Origin of the sequence: Cobetia sp. MC34 (assembly GCF_018340035.1) — a bacterium.
GTDB lineage: Bacteria > Pseudomonadota > Gammaproteobacteria > Pseudomonadales > Halomonadaceae > Cobetia > Cobetia amphilecti.
Genome location: NZ_JADPPY010000013.1, coordinates 13,819 through 31,792, shown reverse-complemented (window position 1 = coordinate 31,792; position 17,974 = coordinate 13,819). Strand labels below are relative to the sequence as shown.

Below are 17,974 nucleotides of genomic sequence, written 5' to 3'. Positions count from 1 at the left end.
TCTCCCGTGCTGCTGTTCCTTTCTCGCCTGTCCTTTCTCGTCTGTCCTTTCTCGTCTGTCCTTTTCTAGTCTGTCCTTAACTGGCCTGTTCTGACCCTTGCTGGCCTCAGGCATCCAGCGCCCGGCAATCGCAGGCGTCCCATCCCACCTGCAAGGTCTGCCCGGGCCGCAAGGGCGGATAGCCCTCGGCGTTGGGTGTCTTGATGATGAATTCGTCACTGCCACACACCGCCACGCGCGTGCGCAGATGATCTCCAAGATAGATCACCTCGAGCACCTCGGCGGAGAAGACATTGTCGGGAGGGCTTTGCGTGCCCGCGGCGCCTGGCTCTTCCGCCGACAGCAGGCGCACCCGCTCCGGGCGCAGTGACAGCTGGGTGCGCTCGCCGACCTCATTGACGGCCACCTTGAGCGCCCGTACCTGCTCGCCGCTGTCGAGGGTCACCGTGCAATGCTCACCCTGATCGTCGAGCTGCGATACCTGGCCGTTGAGGCGATTGTTCTCGCCGATGAAATAGGCGACGAAGGCATTCTCCGGCGCTTCATACAGCGCCTCGGGGGTCGCCAGCTGCTGGACGATGCCGTCATTGAAGACCGCGATGCGGTCCGACATGGTCAGCGCCTCCGTCTGATCGTGGGTCACATAGAGCATGGTGACGCCGAGGCGCTGGTGGATGCGCTTGATCTCGAACTGCATCTCTTCGCGCAGATTCTTGTCCAGCGCCCCCAGCGGCTCATCCATCAGCACCAGCTCCGGCTCGAAGACCAGCGCACGTGCCAGGGCGACCCGCTGTTGCTGCCCGCCGGAGAGCTGCCCCGGGCGGCGATCGCCGAATTCGCCGAGTCGCACCATGTCCAGCGCGTTGGCCACCTTGGTCGAGATTTCCTCCTTGCTCATGCCGCGCACTTCCAGCGGGAAGGCCAGATTCTCGGCCACGCTCATGTGCGGAAACAGCGCATAGTTCTGGAAGACCATGCCGATACCGCGCTTGTGCGGTGGCAAGTCATTGATGGGGGTACCGTCGAGGAGGATGTCGCCGTGGGTCGGCGTTTCGAAGCCTGCCATCATCATCAGGCAGGTGGTCTTGCCGGAACCGGACGGCCCCAGCAGGGTGACGAACTCGCCGCGCTGGACTTCAAGATTGAAGCCCTTGACCACCAGCGTTTCGCCGTCATAGCTCTTTTGCACATCATTGAAGATCGCGAAGCAGGAGCTGGTCTCCTGCGGCGCGTCGGGCTCAGCAGTCGTGACCATGCGTGGTATCCATACGTGTTGTTGTTATCGTGGAGCATGTGATCGAACAGGCTTCACCGACCCTGATCGCTGCCCTCAGTCCCATTTGACCCTACGGGGGCAAGCGAGAGGCGACAAGCGCCGCGCTCGCTGAAAAGCGTTGAAATCAGGCTATGCGAAAGTCTAAATGTTGAACTACCGTCGCCTGCCATTCGCCAAGGGCCCTCGGCATGCACCCCCGCTGAATCACCGACGCCACATGGCACTTCCCCGGTGAGCGCCCACTGAAAAGCCCCCGCTGCACACAAGGCAGCGGGGGCTTTGGGTCTTTCAACTCTGGGTTGCCCGAGGTGGGCAGCCACATCAGAGCCTCTGGGGCTCAGCGGCGGTCAGAACTTGGTAATGACCCACACCGCGTGGATGATCCCCGGCAGGAAACCGAAGCAGGTCAGGATGATGTTGATCCAGAAATGCTTGTTGGCGACACCCACCTGCATGAGAACGCCCAGCGGCGGCAGGATGATAGCCAGAATGATGCGAATGATATCCATGAGTTGCTCCTTGCGATTGTGACAACCGTGACTCCACGGAGGTCATGAATGTTCGGTACTCGTGTTGATCAGTGTCCCTCTTGATCACTGCCCGTCTCGATCAGCGTCGGTCTTGTCGACGTCATCATCGTGCGCAGAGGCGGATCCGCCGGCGCGGGCCTGACGATCGATCTTCTGGGACAGCTTCTCGGAGTCCGCGGCCAGCTGCTCGTGGTAGCGCTCCCAGTCTTCCCAGTCATGCGGCGTCCCGGTGCGTGGCCGATGGCTGCCGGACTCACGTGCACGTGCCCAGGCATGTTCTTCCAGACTCTGAGGCTTGTCCTCCTCCTTGTCCTTGTCGCCGTCCAGGCCGTGCTTCGCCATGTACTCTCGTGCGTTCATCTATTGCCTCGCTTGCCAGACTCGACGCCTGACGATGCTGTGACGTACCCACTACCTATGGCTGACAGGGCCAAATATCAAGTCTGTATAACTATTTCCGGCAAAAAAGCCGCTTGCCGGCCAGCACGTTCCTGCCGAGAACAAGGCCATGAGCCAGCCCACGACTGGCTGTCAGCATCATCATCAAGAAAAGCTATCGCCTCGCTTGATGCAATCAAATTCACCCGCAAGAGGCTTGCCCCTAGACTGGCTCCAGTTTCGCAAGGCACTGATTTCTCATGCACTCGACAGCGTCATCGAGCCTCAGTCGCCTGCCATCCCCTTTAGATACGTCTCTTCGAGACCGGAGCCAATTTCATGCAACTCGAATCACACGAAGGCCAGCAGGTCCCGAACGTCAGCTTCAAGATCCGTCGCGACGGCCGTCTGGTCGAGCGCACCAGCGAGGAAATCTTCTCGGGCCGCAACGTGGTGGTCTTCGCCCTGCCGGGTGCCTTCACCCCGACCTGTTCCTCCACTCACCTGCCGCGCTACAACGAGCTGGCCGATCGCTTCTATGCTGTCGGCGTCGACGAGATCGTCTGCCTGTCCGTCAATGACGCCTTCGTCATGGAATCCTGGGGCGAGCATCAGGAAGCCGAGAACCTGAGCCTGATCGCCGATGGCAACGGCGACTTCGCCGCCGGCATGGGCATGCTGGTCGACAAGAGCGACATCGGTTTCGGCAAGCGCAGCTGGCGCTATTCCATGCTGGTACGCAACGGCGTGGTCGAGAAGCAGTTCATCGAGCCGCAGAAGCCGGGCGACCCCTTTGAAGTCTCCGACGCCGATACCATGCTCGACTATCTGGACCCGGACGCCGGCCGTCCCAGCTTCGCTACCCTGTTCAGCAAGCCGGGCTGTCCGTACTGCGCACGTGCCAAACAGATGCTCGACGAAGCACGCATCAGCTACGAAGTCATCGAAGTCGGCACCCGCGGCGTGACTTCACGCTCCCTGCGCGCCATGACCGGTCAGGCCACCGTGCCGCAGGTCTGGATCGACGGCGAGCATGTCGGCGGCAGCGATGAAGTCGCCCGCTACTTCGGCAGCCTGACCAGCGCTTGAACGCATCACGCTGACAGGCCCCGATAACTTTCTCTTTTCATCACGCGCGGGCCACGCTCGCGCTTGAGACCCCATTGTCAGGTGCGCCGCTGGCGCACCTTGAGGAGTACGACGTGAACGAACGCCAGGTTGAAGTCGCCATCATCGGTGCCGGCAGTGCCGGTCTGGGTGCCTATCGCGCCGCCAAGGCACACACCGATTCCGTGGTCATGATCGAAGGTGGCCCCTACGGCACCACCTGTGCCCGTGTCGGCTGCATGCCGTCCAAGCTGCTGATCAGTGCGGCCGAAGCCGCGCATCACGCCCGTGACACCGCACCGTTCGGCATCAATATCGAAGGCGAGGTCAAGGTGGATGGCCGCGCCGTGATGGACCGCGTCAAGCGTGAGCGCGACCGCTTCGTCGGTTTCGTGGTCGAGTCCGTGGAAGGCATTCCCTCCCACGACAAGCTGCGCGGCAATGCGCGTTTCGAGACTGCCAACAGCCTGATCATCGGCGACAACGAGACCCGCGTCACCTTCGAGCGTGTCGTGATCGCCACCGGCTCGCGCCCCAGCTACCCGGGCTTCTTCGAGAATGCCGGTGACCGCCTGATCATCAACGACAGCGTCTTCGACTGGGACGACCTGCCGGAATCCGTCGCCGTCTTCGGCCCGGGCGTCATCGGACTGGAGCTGGGCCAGGCGCTCACGCGTCTCGGCGTGCGCATCCGCATGTTCGGTGTCGGCGGTGCCATCGGCCCGCTGCGTGACGAGAAGCTGCGCGCCAATGCCGATCGCGTCTTCAACGAGGAGTTCTATCTCGACCCGGACGCCAAGGTCGAGAAGATCGAACGCGTCGAGGACGAGAACGGCGCCGGTGTCGAGATCACCTTCATCGAGCGTGGTAGCGAAGCGCGTCTTACCGAGCGTTTCGACTACCTGCTCGCGGCCACCGGCCGTCGCCCGAACGTCGATCGCCTCAATATCGAGGCGCTGGGTCTGAAGCTGGACGAGCGCGGCGTGCCGATCTTCAATCGTCACACCCTGCAGACTCGTCTGAGCGACGACACGCCGAGCCATGTCTTCATCGCCGGCGACGCCAACAACGACCTGCCGCTGCTGCACGAAGCCTCCGATGAGGGCCGTATCGCCGGTGACAACGCCGGTCGCTTCCCCGACGTGCGTGCCGGTCAGCGCAAGAGCACCATCGCCGTCGTGTTCAGTGATCCGCAGATGGCCACCATCGGCCTCTCGACCGCCGAGATCGAACAGCGCTACGGTGCCTGCGACTGCTACGCGGTGGGCGAAGTCGACTTCACCGGCCAGGGTCGCTCCCGCGTGATGCGCATGAACAAGGGCATGCTGCGTGTCTATGGCGAGCAAGGCACCGGCCTGCTGCTGGGCGCCGAGATCTTCGGCCCGCGTGCCGAGCACCTCGCCCACCTGCTGGCCTGGTCCCATCAGCAACGCATGACCATCGAGCAGATGCTGGAAATGCCCTTCTATCACCCGGTGATCGAGGAAGGTCTGCGCACCGCGCTGCGTGACCTCAACGCCAACCTGCAGCTGGGCCCGGCCATCGTCGAGCGTTGCATGGAATGCGGTCCGGGTGACTGATCCCCCTCAAGGCAACGGGACGCGCAGCTCACGCAGTGATGCCCTATGCTCTGAACAGATGTTGAATGTCGCCGGCAGTCACGAAAGTGGCTGCCGGCATTCATCGCACGGCTCCCTCACCGGAGAGTCGAAGAGCAGTGACGCAGGAGATCTGCCCATGAAAGCCACCCAGCTCAAGGTGCCCTCGACCCTTCGCGACATCATGTCCCGCGACTGTTATCGCGTGAAGGCACGCACCAGCATTCTTGAACTCGCCCAGGGCCTGACCCACCACCGTCTGCCCGGCGTGCCGGTCGTGGATGACCTGGACCGCCTGATCGGCTTCATCTCCGAACAGGACATCCTCGGCAAGCTGCTCGACAGTGCCTATCACTGCGGCCAGCATGCTCAGGTCGGCGACCTGATGCGTCACGAAGTCCTCAGCGTCGGCCCGAATGACAGCATCACGGACCTGGCGCAGCACATGAATGGCCAGCGTCCCAAGGTCTATCCGGTGGTCGAACAGGGCCGCCTGATCGGCATGGTCACCCGCCGCGATGTCCTGAGTGCGCTGCTGGTGATGCAGAACGGCTGTTGAGACAGTTCACCAAGCAAGAAACTGCTTGGAGCCAGACCTAACGTACAGAGCCCCCAGCGGTCATCGCCGCTGGGGGCTCTGTACGTTAGGTCTGAGGAAACCGAGTGCATCGAGAGCGCCTTCAGCATGCTTGCACCAGCAGGCCAACGCCTCGAAGATTACCCAATGGCTAATCAATCTCTGCCGCCAGCCTGACATCCAACAATTTACTCGCCGCAACCCGAGGCGGCGACAGTCGCTGGAAAGCGCTGTGCCGCGCCCTGCCACCAAGAGTTCTGGTCATAGTGAAAGTCGCTGAAAGCCTGGGGAAATTCGAACGCCCCAGGCGAAAACCTGCCAAAGCCCGCGTATTTCAGGCATAAAAAAATCCGCCAGGAAAACCGTGGCGGACCAAAGAACAGTTAAAGCCAGACATAACATCGCGATAACATCATGTCCTTGCTTACTATGACTGCACCTTTTGCATTTCTATCCCGACGGTTGCCAAAAAATTCGGTCTTTTTTGTCACTGACCTTTACGGAATGTGAAAGCTGGGCTACGTGCGTTGCCAGTGGAAGACGCGCTAACCTGTGATCTGACCTGATCGCTGGATCGAGCCCCACAAGGACACCGCATGCCTGCCACGCCCCATGACCTCCACGCCCTGACGCTGCGTCACCCGGAAATCGCCAGCCTGATGGCCGGCCGCGAAATCGGCTGGCTCAACCCTGAACGCGTCGCGACTGCCCAGGCGCTCGCCTCACCGGCGCTGCAGGCGAGTGGCGTGGGAGCCCAGGACATCGAGGACGCCAACGCACGCCTGATGCGTTTCGCTCCCTGGATTGCCGAAGCCTTCCCCGAGACCGCCGCCGCGTCAGGGCGCATCGAATCGCCGCTGGTGGCGGCGCCCGGCTTGCAGCAGGCGCTGAGCGGCATAGCCTCGACCGCCTCTCCTCTCAGCGCAGCCGAATCCCCGCTGCCCGGCCGCCTGATGATCAAGTGCGACAACGCCCTGCCCATCTCGGGTTCGATCAAGGCGCGCGGCGGCATCCATGAGGTGCTCAAGCATGCCGAGCGTCTCGCCATTGACGCAGGGCTGCTGCATCAGGAAGACGACTACCGCGCCTTCCAGCGTGATGAGATACGTGACCTGCTGGCCGGCCAACAGGTCGTGGTGGGCTCCACCGGCAACCTGGGACTCAGCATCGGCATCATGAGCGCGCGGCTCGGCTTTCGCGTCACCGTCCACATGTCGGCAGATGCCAAGCAATGGAAGAAGGACCTGCTGCGCGCCCGGGGCGCGGAGGTCGTGGAACACAGCGGAGATTACGGCAAGGCCGTCGCCGCGGGGCGCCAGGAAGCGCAGCAGCCCAACGCCCACTTTATCGATGATGAAAGCTCGCGGGACCTGTTCGTGGGCTATGCCACGGCGGCCAGCCGCCTCGCGGAGCAGCTCTCGGCGCAGGGCATCCCGGTGGATGCCCGCCATCCGCTCTGCGTCTATCTGCCCTGTGGCGTCGGCGGCGGACCGGGTGGCGTGGCCTACGGCCTCAAGCAGGTCTTCGGTGACGCCGTGCACTGCTTCTTCGCCGAGCCGGTCAACTCCCCCTGCATGCTGCTGGGCATGTTGACCGGCGAACATGACGGCATCGCGGTGGAGGATATCGGGCTGGACAATCGCACCTGCGCCGATGGCCTGGCGGTGGGTCGCGCCTCGGCCTTCGTCGGGCGCGTGATGGCGCCCTTGCTCAGCGGCATCCATACCGTGCGTGACGAGCATCTGCTCGAACTGCTCGCGCTGGCATATGACAGCGAAGGACTCATGCTTGAGCCGTCCGCGCTGGCCGGCGTGCCCGGTATCCACCACGTGCTGCGCAATGACGCCCCCGAGTGGCACGCCTGGCGGGCGGCCAACGGGCTGGATGACAGCGAGGTGCAGGCCAATACCACCCATGTCGTCTGGGCCACCGGCGGCAGCATGGTACCCGAGGCGATCTGGCAGGCCGACTATCAGCGCGGCAAGGCGTTGCTGTCACAGGTCAGCGCAAACCGGCAAGAGTGAGCCATCAGGCGATGAAGGCCTGCCACAGCCACACGCCGGTCAGCGCCAGTCCGATCACTCCCAGCGGGCGCGAGTAGCGTTGCCAGAGCGCCAGCGCCTGATCCTCGACCAGTGCCACCAGGGCCGCCAGTCCGAAATAGCGCACCCCGCGCCCGACCAACGCAGCCAGCAGGAACAACGCGACCGGATAGCCGCTGGCACCGGCGACCAGCATGGCGCTCTGGAAGGGAATCGGCACAATGCCGATCAGCATGATGGCAAGGAAGCCCTGCTCGCTGAAGCGCTGCTGGAAGGATTCGAAGGCCTGCTGCCCGCCGAAGAAGCCGATCAACCCATCGCCCCACGTCGCCAGCGCGTAGGCCCCCAGATAGAAGCCCAGCAATGCCGCGGTCAGGTTGCCGGCGAGTGCCACCGCGGCCACGCGCCAGCGGCGTTCGGGGTGGCGCAGCATCCACGGGATCAAAACGACCTCGATGGGAATCGGGATCAGCAGGGTTTCCAGCATCGAGGCGATGAACAGCCACAGCATGGCGTGGCGGGAGTGATTGAGGCGGTCAAGCCAATCACTCGCGGAAGAGAGTTTCCACATGAAGGCAGCACGTTGTCCTGGGCGATGAGCTGACCACTTTGCCCTGAGTCCGCCCCGCTTGCCAGCCTGCTTGTCCGCCAGCGCGCACGCCTGAGCCAAAAACCCAGACGCGCTACTCGAAGCCTTCCAGGCGCATGGCCGAGCGCACCAGCCGCTCGTCCTCCGCCTCCAGCTCGCGCAGGTTGTCGCGAATGCTGTGCAGATGCTCCAGCGCCGCCTTCTCCGCCGCCTCCGGCTGCTGGTCCATCACCGCACGGTAGATGGCCGTGTGCTGGGCATTGATCTGGCCGCGGGGAATCGGGCGATGGTAGAGATTGCGCAGCGAGGCGAATACCGAGCTGAGCAGCAGGTCATTGATGCCCTTGAGCGTATGCACCAGCACCGGATTGTGGGACGCCTCACAGATGGCGTGGTGGAAGGCGTGGTCGTGACGCGCCAGCTGCTGGGCATCCGGCAGCGCCGCATCGCCCGGCGCTGAGGACTCAAAGTCGGGCGGATACTCGCGCACGCAGGCCGCCATCGCCTCGTAATGACGCCGGATCAGCACTCTATCCGCCGGCGTGCCGCGCTGGGCAGCCAGTCGCGCCGACTGCCCTTCCAGCAGGGCCCGCACTTCCAGCAGGTCATACAGGGTGCGCGGCTGATCCCGAAACAGGTGCATCAGCGGGCTGATATCGCCGCTCGGCAACAGCGCCGCGACGCTCGAGCCCTTGCCATGACGCGTCTCGATGATGCCCTTGCCACGCAACAGCCTGAGCCCTTCACGCAGCGAGGCCCGCGAGATGCCCAGCCGCTCACATAGCCGGCGCTCCGAGGGGATCATCTGCCCGGGCTTGAGCACGCCGTCCAGAATCAATTGCTCCAGACGCGCCGCCGCCTGATCCGCGGCGCGGGGGTCAGCTCCTGACTCGGCGATGGTTCGCAGCATCCTGCCCCTCCCCTTTTGCTCGACCTTTGTGTGCTGGGCCTTGATCAACCCGCTCGTGGCACTTGATCAACCCGCTGGCAGCGCCTGGCGATTTCCGACTGGTCAGACCTGTCGATCGAGTGACGCAAAGCCGCCTGATGGCTGCAGGCGTGAGGCCAGTAAAGCGTGGTTTTCCTTGCACAAACACTAGACGAATGTCTGGTCAGACCACTGATGTGAAGCATGGACAAGGCCGGGGAGGCAGGCCAGATTGTGTGCAGATCAGGTGCGGCGGAATCGACAGGCGGCTCGCTCGAACCCCGCACCAGCCAACAGCACCAGCAGTCAGCACCAGCAAACAGCAACGACAGACAGCAGCCGCGCAGACCCCAACCTCCCGGGAGGCAGTGCATGAATATCCTCTATGACCCGACGCTGGATGGACCGCTGGCCCAGCACGACAAGGGCCAGGTGCTGGCGCATCTCACCACCCTGCTGCCGGACCTGACGCTGCTGCACCGCGAGGAGGACCTGCATCCCTTCGAATGTGATGGCCTGTCCGCCTATCGCGTCATGCCGATGCTGGTCGCCCTGCCGGAGCGGGTCGAGCAGGTCGCCGCCCTGCTGCGTGAATGTCATGCGCTGGGCGTGCCGGTGGTGACACGTGGCGCCGGCACTGGGCTGTCCGGCGGCGCCTTGCCGCTGGCGCAAGGCGTGCTGCTGGTGATGTCGCGCATGGCACGGATTCTCGAGATCGACCCTGACGCCCGCACCGCGCGCCTGCAGCCCGGGGTGCGCAATCTCGCCATTTCCGAGGCCGCCGCGCCCTTCGGACTCTACTACGCGCCGGACCCCTCCTCGCAGATCGCCTGCTCCATCGGCGGCAACGTGGCCGAGAATGCCGGTGGCGTGCACTGCCTCAAGTACGGCCTCACCGTTCACAACCTGCTCAAGCTCGAGATGCTGACCATCGAAGGCGAGGCGATGACGATCGGCGCCGACAGCCTCGACTCGCCCGGCCTGGACATGCTGGCGCTGATGACCGGCTCCGAAGGCATGCTGGGAGTGGTCACGGAAGTCACGGTGCGTCTGCTGCCCAGGCCCGAGACCGCCAAGGTACTGATGGCGAGCTTCGCCGATATCGACAAGGCCGGCCGCGCGGTGGGCGACATCATCGCCTGCGGCATCATCCCCGGCGGGCTCGAGATGATGGACAACCTGGCGATCCGCGCCGCCGAGGACTTCATCCATGCGGGCTATCCGATCGAGGCCGCCGCCATTCTGCTCTGCGAGCTGGACGGCGCCGAGGCCGATGTCGTGGATGACTGCGCGCGGGTTCGTGAGGTGCTGGAGCGCGCCGGCGCCACCGAGATCCGCCAGGCACAGGACGAGGCCGAGCGCACGCGCTTCTGGGCCGGGCGCAAGAATGCCTTCCCCGCCGTGGGCCGCATGTCGCCCGACTACTACTGCATGGATGGCACCATTCCGCGTCGCGAGCTGCCCGCCGTGCTGAACGGCATCGCGGAGCTCTCGCGCCAATCGGGGCTCGCGGTGGCCAATGTCTTCCATGCCGGTGACGGCAACATGCACCCGCTGATCCTGTTCGATGCCAACCAGCCCGGCGAGCTGGAACTGGCCGAGGAGGTCGGTGGCAAGATTCTCGAACTGTGCGTGGCCGCCGGCGGCAGCATCACCGGCGAACATGGCGTGGGCCGCGAGAAGATCAATCAGATGTGTGCCCAGTTCAATCACGAGGAGATCAGCGTCTTCCATGCCGTGAAGGCCGCCTTCGACCCCGCTGGGCTGCTCAACCCCGGCAAGAACATCCCGACGCTGGCGCGCTGCGCCGAATTCGGTGCCATGCATGTGCATGACAACCAGTTGCCTCATCCCGATCTGCCGCGTTTCTAGACAGCTGCCACGTGGCTGGACGGCTCTTAGATTCGCCACCGCCTGACCTTTCGCTACCTGACGTTCGCCACTTCATCGCCACGTTAATAGAGACATGCCATGCCAGAGCCAGATGATTCGCTCCAGGATCAGGTGCCAAGCCATGCCGAGTGCGCTACGCCTGCCGCCTGCCAGCCCCCACAGCAGCAGGATGCCAGCGAGACACTCCGCGCACAGGTCCGCGCTGCCCATGAGGCGAAGCGCCCGCTGCGCATCGCCGGCAGTGGCAGCAAGGCCTTCCTCGGCCGCGAAGTGGCCGCCGAGGAAGTGCTCGACATGCGCGCGCATCATGGCATCACCCACTACGACCCGGTGGAGCTGATGGTCTCGGTGCGCGCCGGCACGCCGCTGGCGACGCTTGAGGCCGTCCTCGCCGAGCAAGGTCAGCATCTGAGCTGCGAGCCGCCCCACTTCGGCCCCGCGGCGACCGTCGGCGGCACGCTCGCCTCGGGACTCAGCGGCCCACGCCGCCTCTGGAGCGGCAGCCTGCGTGACCTGGTGCTGGGCACGCGCATCATCAGTGCCGACGGCAAGGCGCTGCGTTTCGGCGGGGAAGTGATGAAGAACGTGGCGGGCTACGACCTGTCGCGCCTGATGTGCGGTGCCCAGGGCACGCTGGGCGTGATCAGCGAAGTCTCGCTCAAGGTGATGCCGCGCCCGGTGGCAAGCGAATCGCTGTGTCTGGAGCTCAGTCTCGCCGAGGCGCTGACTCGCCTGAATGCCTGGGGCCGCACGCCGCTGCCGATCACGGCGACCAGCTGGCATGACGGTCACCTCACCCTGCGCCTGGAAGGAGGCGAGCGTTCGGTCCAGTCCGGTTGCGAGCAGCTGGGCGGCGAGGTCCTGACGACGGATCAGGCGACGGCGCACTGGACTGAGCTGCGTGAGCACCGCCTGCCCTTCTTCAGCGCGCGCGCGCCGCATCAGGCACTGTGGCGACTGTCGCTGCCGTTGGCGCTGGACCACCTCGAGTGGCAAGCCGCCGTCAGCGAACTGCAGGGCCCTGTGGATGACGCCGACCTGCTGTGTGACTGGGCGGGTGCCCAGCGCTGGCTCGCAAGCGATGCCCCGGCCCAGCGCATCCGCTCGCTGGCCAGTCGGCTGGGCGGCCACGCCATCTGCTATACCCCGGGCACCGTCGCCGCCGAGGACAGCCCGCTGATGCCGCTGGCCGCCCCCAATGCCCGCTATCACCTTCAGCTCAAGCAGCAGCTGGACCCCCACGGCATCCTCAATCCCGGTCGCCTGTATGCCGAGATGTGACTCACGCCACGACAGGAGACGCACCTGAATGCAGACTCACTTCAGTGACGCCGCGCTTGCCAGACCGCATATCCAGCGGGCCGACAAGGTCCTGCGCAGCTGCGTGCATTGCGGCTTCTGCAATGCCACCTGCCCCACCTATCAGCTGCTGGGCGATGAGCGCGACGGGCCGCGCGGGCGCATCTATCTGATCAAGCAGCTGCTGGAGAGCGACCCCGAGAGCCAGGACCCAAGCATCCGCCAGCAGGCCAGCGAGATCACCCGCGAGACCCAACGGCATCTGGATCGCTGCCTGAGCTGTCGCAGTTGCGAGACCACCTGCCCGTCGGGCGTGCAGTATCACACCCTGCTCGATATCGGGCGTCAGGAACTGGAGCGCCGCGTCGGCCGCCCGTGGCGAGAGCGCCTGCTGCGCAGCGGCCTGCGCCATGCGCTGGTCGAACCCGCGCGCTTCAAGGCCCTGCTGGCACTTGGCGTGCGCTTTCGTCCCCTCGCGCCTGGCGCGCTGGCCGACAAGATCCCGCTGGCCCGCGAGCGCGACCGTCAAGCCGAGCACCCAACTGCCCCCGTCGCCGCGACGCCTTCTGATCAGGCGCTTTCTAGCCAAGGGCTTTCTCAGCAAGGGCTTTCGCGCCAGGTGCTGATGCTGGAGGGCTGCGTGCAACCGGGCCTGGCCCCCAACATCAATGCCGCCACCGCCCGCGTGCTGGCGCGCTTCGGCATCGGCGTCACGCCCATTCAGGAGGCCGGCTGCTGCGGTGCCATCGACTATCACCTCAACGCCCAGCAGGCCGGTCGCGCGCGCATGCGTGCCAACATCGATGCCTGGTGGCCGGCCATCGAGGCCGGTGCGGAAGCGATCGTGCAGACCGCCAGTGGCTGCGGGGCCTTCGTCAAGGAATATGGCGAGATGCTGGCCGATGACCCGGACTATGCTGAGCGCGCTGCACGCGTAAGCGCCCTGGCCCGCGATATCGTCGAGGTGCTGGGCGAGGAGATCGCCCGCCAAGAACGAAAGAGTCTCGCGGCCGCGCCCGACCAACAACCGCTGGCCTTCCATTGCCCCTGCACCCTGCAACATGCCCAGGGGCTGGGCGGCGAGGTGGAGAAGATCCTGACGCAACTGGGCTTCACGCTGGCCCCTGTCATGGAGGGCCATCTGTGCTGCGGGTCCGCCGGCACCTACTCGATCACGCAACCGGAGTTGTCACGCCAGCTGCGAGACCGCAAGCTTGAGGCGCTGGAGGCCAACGGGCCTGCGCGCATCGCCACCGCCAACATCGGCTGTCAGACGCATCTCTCGAGCGCCGGACGCACGCTGGTGAGTCACTGGATCGAACTGGTGGATGATGCCCTGCCCGAGACGCTCCCGCAGGAATGAAGCGTCACTATCTGTTTCAGTATCTCTTTCACTGTCCTTTTCCCTCACCACTGCCAAGGAAGCCCGATGATCACTCGCCACGTACTGACCCTCGCTGACGTCAATCAGATGCTGGACGCCGCCCAGAAGGAAGCCGAGGCCAATGGCTGGGCCGTCTCCATCGCCGTTGCCGACGACGGCGGCCACCCGCTGGGCCTGCGTCGCCTAGACGACACCCCGGCGATGACCGGCTACTTCGCCCAGGAGAAGGCCAAGAGCGCCGCCCTGGGTCGCCGCGAGACCCAGCTGTTCGAGGACTCCATCAACGGCGGACGCACCGCCTTCCTGTCAGCGCCGCAGCTTGAAGGCATGCTGGGCGGCGGCGTGCCGGTGATGGTCGAAGGCCAGATCGCCGGCAGCATCGGCGTGTCCGGCGTCAAGCCGGAGCAGGATGCCCAGATCGCCAAGGCCGGGGTCGCCGCACTGGGCCTCTGAGGCGCCGCCAGCCTGGATAAAGAGGCTTCACCGGTTTGGATAAAAAGCCCTCGCCAGCCTGGATAAAAGAGGCGAATGAAAAGACCGCCGCGCCCGTCAGGGCACGGCGGTCTTTTTGCATACGCCAATCTTGCGTCTGGGTCTTTCGGTCACGCACCGCGAGGCGGCATGGCGGCTTCCACCGCCGCCATGAAGGCGCGCAGCTTGCCCGACTGCGGCAGGCGCTGGGGATAGAGCATGTAGATGCTGTTGGGCTCGCCCTCCTCGTGCGCCAGCAGACGCACCAGACGGCCCTCGGCCAGCTCACGGTCGACCAGGTAATGGGCGACCCGGATGATGCCGGCATGACCCAGCGCCTGCTGCTTGAGCAGGCGGTGATCATTGATGGCCAATCCCCCCGCGAGACTGACCTCACCACTGGCCAGCGGCCAGCCGGACTGCCCCGACCAGACGTGGCAGCGATGATCACCAAGTGCCGCGGCCGTGTGCGGCGTGCCATGCGCGGCAAGGTACTCGGGCGAGGCGCAGCAGCAGTGGACGTAATCGAGCAGGCGACGCGCGATCATGTTGTCCGGTGGCGTGCGCGTGGCGCGAAATGCCACATCAAATGGCTCGCGGGTCAGGTCATGGCTCTCGTAACTGACGTCCAGACGCAGCTCGACTGCCGGATGGCGCGCCTGAAAGGCATTGCAGACCTCGACCAGATAGCGCTCGGCGAACAGCACCGGCGCCGTGATGCGCAACACCCCGCTGTAGCCCTGACGCTCCGACTCACTCGTCTGCTCCAGGTCGTGTTCAAGCTCGCGCTCCAGTGCCAGCAACTCGCCATGTACCGACTGCATGCGCTGACGAATGCGCTCGCCTTCCTCGGTGAGACGGACCGCCCGCGTGGTGCGGATCAGCAAGGGCGCCCCGATGTCCTGCTCCAGCCGCCGCACCTGCTCGGAAAGATGAGCACGCGATACGCCCAGCGCCTTGGCCGCCCGGGTGAAGCTGAGGGTTTCCGCCACCTGAGCGAACAACATCAGTCGCTCCACCTGCTTGTGATGCCGCATCCTGCCTGCTCCTCACGCCAGCCATCCGGGATTTCAGTGAACGAGACTGCCACAGCATTGTACGTTCTGGCGAACAATCTATTCGTTCGCATGTGCTTATCAGACCTGCAGACGCGACCTAGACTGAAGGCGTCATTCGATGTCACCTCACCCCTGTGAGACATCGACGCCTCCACTCGCGAAAGGACTCCGCCATGCGCTATACCCCGGCTGAAGATCGCTACGAACGCATGCACTACCAGCGCTGCGGCAAGAGCGGCCTCAAACTGCCCCGCCTGTCACTGGGGCTCTGGCACAACTTCGGCAATAACGCCCACGAAGACAATGCGCGCGCCATCTGCCAGACCGCCTTCGATCTGGGCATCACCCACTTCGACCTGGCCAACAACTACGGGCCGCCGCCGGGCAGCGCCGAGGAAATGTTCGGTCGCATGCTCAAGCGTGACTTCGCCGGCTACCGCGATGAGATGGTGATCTCCACCAAGGCGGGCTATCACATGTGGCCTGGCCCCTACGGCGAATGGGGCAGCCGCAAGTATTTGCTCTCGAGCCTGGATCAGAGCCTCAAGCGCATGGACCTCGATTACGTCGACATCTTCTATTCGCACCGCTTCGATCCGGACACGCCGCTGGAAGAGACGATGGGCGCGCTGGACAGCGCCGTGCGTTCCGGCAAGGCGCTCTATGCGGGCATCTCCTCCTACAATGCCCAGCGCACCCGCGAAGCCGCCGCCATCCTGCGCGAGCTGGGCACGCCGTGCATCATCCATCAGCCCAGCTATTCGATGATCAATCGCTGGATCGAGGAAGACGGCCTGCTCGATACCCTCGATGACGAGGGCATCGGCTCCATCGTGTTCTCGCCGCTGGCCCAGGGCGTGCTGACCAACAAGTATCTGGGCGGCGTGCCACAGGATAGCCGTCTGGCACGCGGCGGAGCGATCAAGGAAGACCACCTCACCGAGGACAATCTGGAGCGGGTGCGCGCCCTCAACGCCATCGCCGAGCGCCGTGGCCAGTCGCTGGCCCAGATGGCCCTCGCCTGGGCGCTGCGTGGCAACCGCGTCACCACCGCACTGATCGGCGCCAGCCGTCCGGAACAGGTCAGCGATTGCGTCAAGGCACTGGATCATCTCGACTTCACCCAGGCCGAGCTCGACGAGATCGACCGCTATGCCATCGATGGCGGCGTCAATCTATGGGCGCGCTCGTCCAATGCCTGAGCTCGTGCCTGAGCCGCGACTGATACAATGAAGCGCGTGAAACACATCGCCCCCGCCGAGTGAGACTCGACGGGGGCGATGTGTTTGGCGTGACGTGCTGATGTATTGAGCTCTGACAACGTGCTCAGCCGCCGGCGGCAATGCCGTGCTCGCTGGCGAGCAGCGCGCGGTAATCGGCGTAGCCCTTGCGGTAGGCGGCCACTCCTTCGGCCTGGGGCTGGGCGAGTGTCGCGTGATCCAGCGCGACCAGCCGCTCGCAGAGTTGCTCAAGCGTCTCGCCGTGGCGGCCTTGCCCCTCATTACCTGACTGGCCCAGACACCAGCCCGCCTGAATCGCGGCGCCCAGGGCGGCGGCCTCGGTCACCTGCGGGCAGACCACCTCGAGGCCGAGAATGTCCGCCAGCATCTGACGCCACAGCGGGCTTTTGGCGCCACCGCCCACCAGACGGATCTGGCGCGCCTCACTGCCCAGCGGCCCCATGCACTCGAGAGCGTAACGCAGGCCGTAACTTGCGCCTTCCATGGTCGCGCGACACAGGTTGGCCGGGGTGGCATTGCGGCTGTCCAGCCCGTGGAAACTGGCCTGGGCACGCGGCAGCATCGGTACGCGTTCGCCATTGAAGAACGGCAGCACCTGCACGCCCTCGGCTCCGCGCGGGGCACTTGCCACCTGGGCGGAGAAGGTGGCGATATCGAAGCCGAACATCTCGCGTACCCGCGTGGTCGCCGACGTCACATTCATGGTGCACACCAGCGGCAGCCAGCCACCGTCGCTGGCGCTGAAACTGGCCACCTGGGGATCGCAACCGTCCGGATAGTCCGCCGACCAGGCGCATACCGTGCCGGAGGTGCCCATGCTGAGCGTCACCCGCCCCGGCGCGATGTTGCCGGTACCGATGGCGCTCATCATGTTGTCGCCGCCACCACTGGAGACGATGACATCGTCACGCAGCCCGAAGCGCGCGGCGATCTCGGGGCGAATGCGTCCGGCAGGCTCGTGGGATTCGATCAATCGGGGCAGCACGCGCCGGGCGTCGAGCTCCGGGGCAATCTGCGCGAAGACATCCTGATGCCAGCAGCGCCGCCGCGTATCGAAATAGCCGGTGCCCGAGGCATCGCCGTATTCGGCGACGCGCTCGCCGGTCAGCCAGAAGTTGAGATAGTCATGCGGCAGCAGGATGCTGGCGATGCGCTGGTAGCGCTCGGGATGCTGCTCACGCAGCCAGGCGAGCTTGGAGGCGGTGTAACCGGTCTGCAGCACCAGGCCGAGCGTCTCCAGACAGCCCGCCTCACCTCCCAGCGCCGCGATCAGTGCGGCATTGTGCTCGCTGGTCTCGGTGTCACACCACAGCTTGGCCGGATGGAGCGGCACACCGGCCTCATCCAGCACCACCATGCCATGCTGCTGACCGGACACTCCGATCGCCGTGATGCGCTGCGGGTCCAGCCGCGAGGCGGCCAGTGCATCAGCGAAGGCGCCCTCAAGCGCCGCCACCCAGTCCTGCGGGTCCTGCTCGCGGCGTCCGTTGGCGCCTTCCTGCAGCGCATGACTGCGCTGGCCCTGGGCCACGATGCTGCCGCAGGCCGGATTAACGATCACCACCTTGGTACTCTGAGTCCCACAATCAACGCCTACCCACAT

Annotated in this window: 16 protein-coding genes; 9 read left to right on the top strand and 7 right to left on the bottom strand. The window is 64.9% G+C overall.

Translation table 11 applies throughout. From position 1 onward, the window contains the following. Positions 1–106 precede the first annotated feature (106 nt). The 3 genes from IZU87_RS09060 to IZU87_RS09050 all read right to left on the bottom strand — a co-directional run bounded on the left by IZU87_RS09060 (position 107) and on the right by IZU87_RS09050 (position 2,148). Positions 107–1,255, bottom strand: coding sequence for an ABC transporter ATP-binding protein (locus IZU87_RS09060; protein WP_213114304.1), 1,149 nt, complete (start codon positions 1,253–1,255; stop codon positions 107–109). Between the two features lie 368 nt (positions 1,256–1,623). After that, positions 1,624–1,785 (bottom strand): YqaE/Pmp3 family membrane protein, encoded by a 162-nt coding sequence (locus tag IZU87_RS09055; protein ID WP_043334518.1) that lies wholly within the window; start codon positions 1,783–1,785, stop codon positions 1,624–1,626. A gap of 84 nt (positions 1,786–1,869) precedes the next feature. Beyond that, positions 1,870–2,148, bottom strand: coding sequence for a hypothetical protein (locus IZU87_RS09050; protein ID WP_213114303.1), 279 nt, complete (start codon positions 2,146–2,148; stop codon positions 1,870–1,872). Between the two features lie 375 nt (positions 2,149–2,523). Between IZU87_RS09050 and IZU87_RS09045 the strand changes: the two genes are divergently transcribed. From IZU87_RS09045 to dsdA, 4 genes are all read left to right on the top strand, one after another. Beyond that, on the top strand, positions 2,524–3,273 hold the full coding sequence (locus IZU87_RS09045; protein ID WP_213114302.1) for a glutathione peroxidase: 750 nt from the start codon (positions 2,524–2,526) through the stop codon (positions 3,271–3,273). A gap of 113 nt (positions 3,274–3,386) precedes the next feature. After that, entirely contained in the window at positions 3,387–4,871 is a 1,485-nt protein-coding gene (locus tag IZU87_RS09040) for a dihydrolipoyl dehydrogenase (RefSeq protein ID WP_192837919.1), read from the top strand. A 157-nt stretch (positions 4,872–5,028) separates the two neighbouring features. After that, positions 5,029–5,448 (top strand): CBS domain-containing protein, encoded by a 420-nt coding sequence (locus tag IZU87_RS09035; protein ID WP_043334523.1) that lies wholly within the window; start codon positions 5,029–5,031, stop codon positions 5,446–5,448. A gap of 614 nt (positions 5,449–6,062) precedes the next feature. Further along, positions 6,063–7,490 carry a D-serine ammonia-lyase gene (dsdA, locus tag IZU87_RS09030; protein ID WP_213114301.1) on the top strand — a complete coding sequence of 476 codons (1,428 nt, stop codon included), beginning with the start codon at positions 6,063–6,065 and terminating at the stop codon, positions 7,488–7,490. Between the two features lie 4 nt (positions 7,491–7,494). Here the strand turns inward: dsdA and IZU87_RS09025 are convergent, their stop codons facing one another. Both IZU87_RS09025 and glcC read right to left on the bottom strand, forming a co-directional pair. Continuing rightward, positions 7,495–8,079: a YqaA family protein gene (locus tag IZU87_RS09025; RefSeq protein ID WP_131431669.1), complete on the bottom strand. Its 585-nt coding sequence runs from the start codon at positions 8,077–8,079 to the stop codon at positions 7,495–7,497. A gap of 112 nt (positions 8,080–8,191) precedes the next feature. Further along, the gene (glcC, locus tag IZU87_RS09020) at positions 8,192–9,007 is read right to left on the bottom strand and encodes a transcriptional regulator GlcC (RefSeq protein ID WP_213114300.1); all 816 of its coding nucleotides are present in this window, start codon (positions 9,005–9,007) and stop codon (positions 8,192–8,194) included. Between the two features lie 390 nt (positions 9,008–9,397). Between glcC and glcD the strand changes: the two genes are divergently transcribed. From glcD to IZU87_RS09000, 4 genes are all read left to right on the top strand, one after another. After that, positions 9,398–10,897, top strand: coding sequence for a glycolate oxidase subunit GlcD (glcD, locus tag IZU87_RS09015; RefSeq protein WP_213114299.1), 1,500 nt, complete (start codon positions 9,398–9,400; stop codon positions 10,895–10,897). Between the two features lie 99 nt (positions 10,898–10,996). Further along, complete coding sequence (gene glcE / locus IZU87_RS09010) at positions 10,997–12,199, top strand: glycolate oxidase subunit GlcE (protein WP_213114298.1); 1,203 nt, start codon at positions 10,997–10,999, stop codon at positions 12,197–12,199. Between the two features lie 28 nt (positions 12,200–12,227). Beyond that, entirely contained in the window at positions 12,228–13,580 is a 1,353-nt protein-coding gene (gene glcF / locus IZU87_RS09005; protein ID WP_213114297.1) for a glycolate oxidase subunit GlcF, read from the top strand. 66 nt (positions 13,581–13,646) lie between these two features. Beyond that, positions 13,647–14,054, top strand: coding sequence for a GlcG/HbpS family heme-binding protein (locus IZU87_RS09000; protein ID WP_043334532.1), 408 nt, complete (start codon positions 13,647–13,649; stop codon positions 14,052–14,054). 149 nt (positions 14,055–14,203) lie between these two features. Here IZU87_RS09000 and IZU87_RS08995 read toward each other — a convergent pair whose 3' ends face one another. Then, the gene (locus IZU87_RS08995) at positions 14,204–15,109 is read right to left on the bottom strand and encodes a LysR family transcriptional regulator (RefSeq protein ID WP_213114296.1); all 906 of its coding nucleotides are present in this window, start codon (positions 15,107–15,109) and stop codon (positions 14,204–14,206) included. A gap of 194 nt (positions 15,110–15,303) precedes the next feature. Here IZU87_RS08995 and mgrA point away from each other — a divergent pair, with 194 nt between their 5' ends. Next, complete coding sequence (mgrA, locus tag IZU87_RS08990; RefSeq protein WP_213114295.1) at positions 15,304–16,332, top strand: L-glyceraldehyde 3-phosphate reductase; 1,029 nt, start codon at positions 15,304–15,306, stop codon at positions 16,330–16,332. 124 nt (positions 16,333–16,456) lie between these two features. Here mgrA and xylB read toward each other — a convergent pair whose 3' ends face one another. Continuing rightward, positions 16,457–17,974, bottom strand: a complete 1,518-nt coding sequence (xylB, locus tag IZU87_RS08985) for a xylulokinase (RefSeq protein ID WP_213114294.1) — start codon at positions 17,972–17,974, stop codon at positions 16,457–16,459.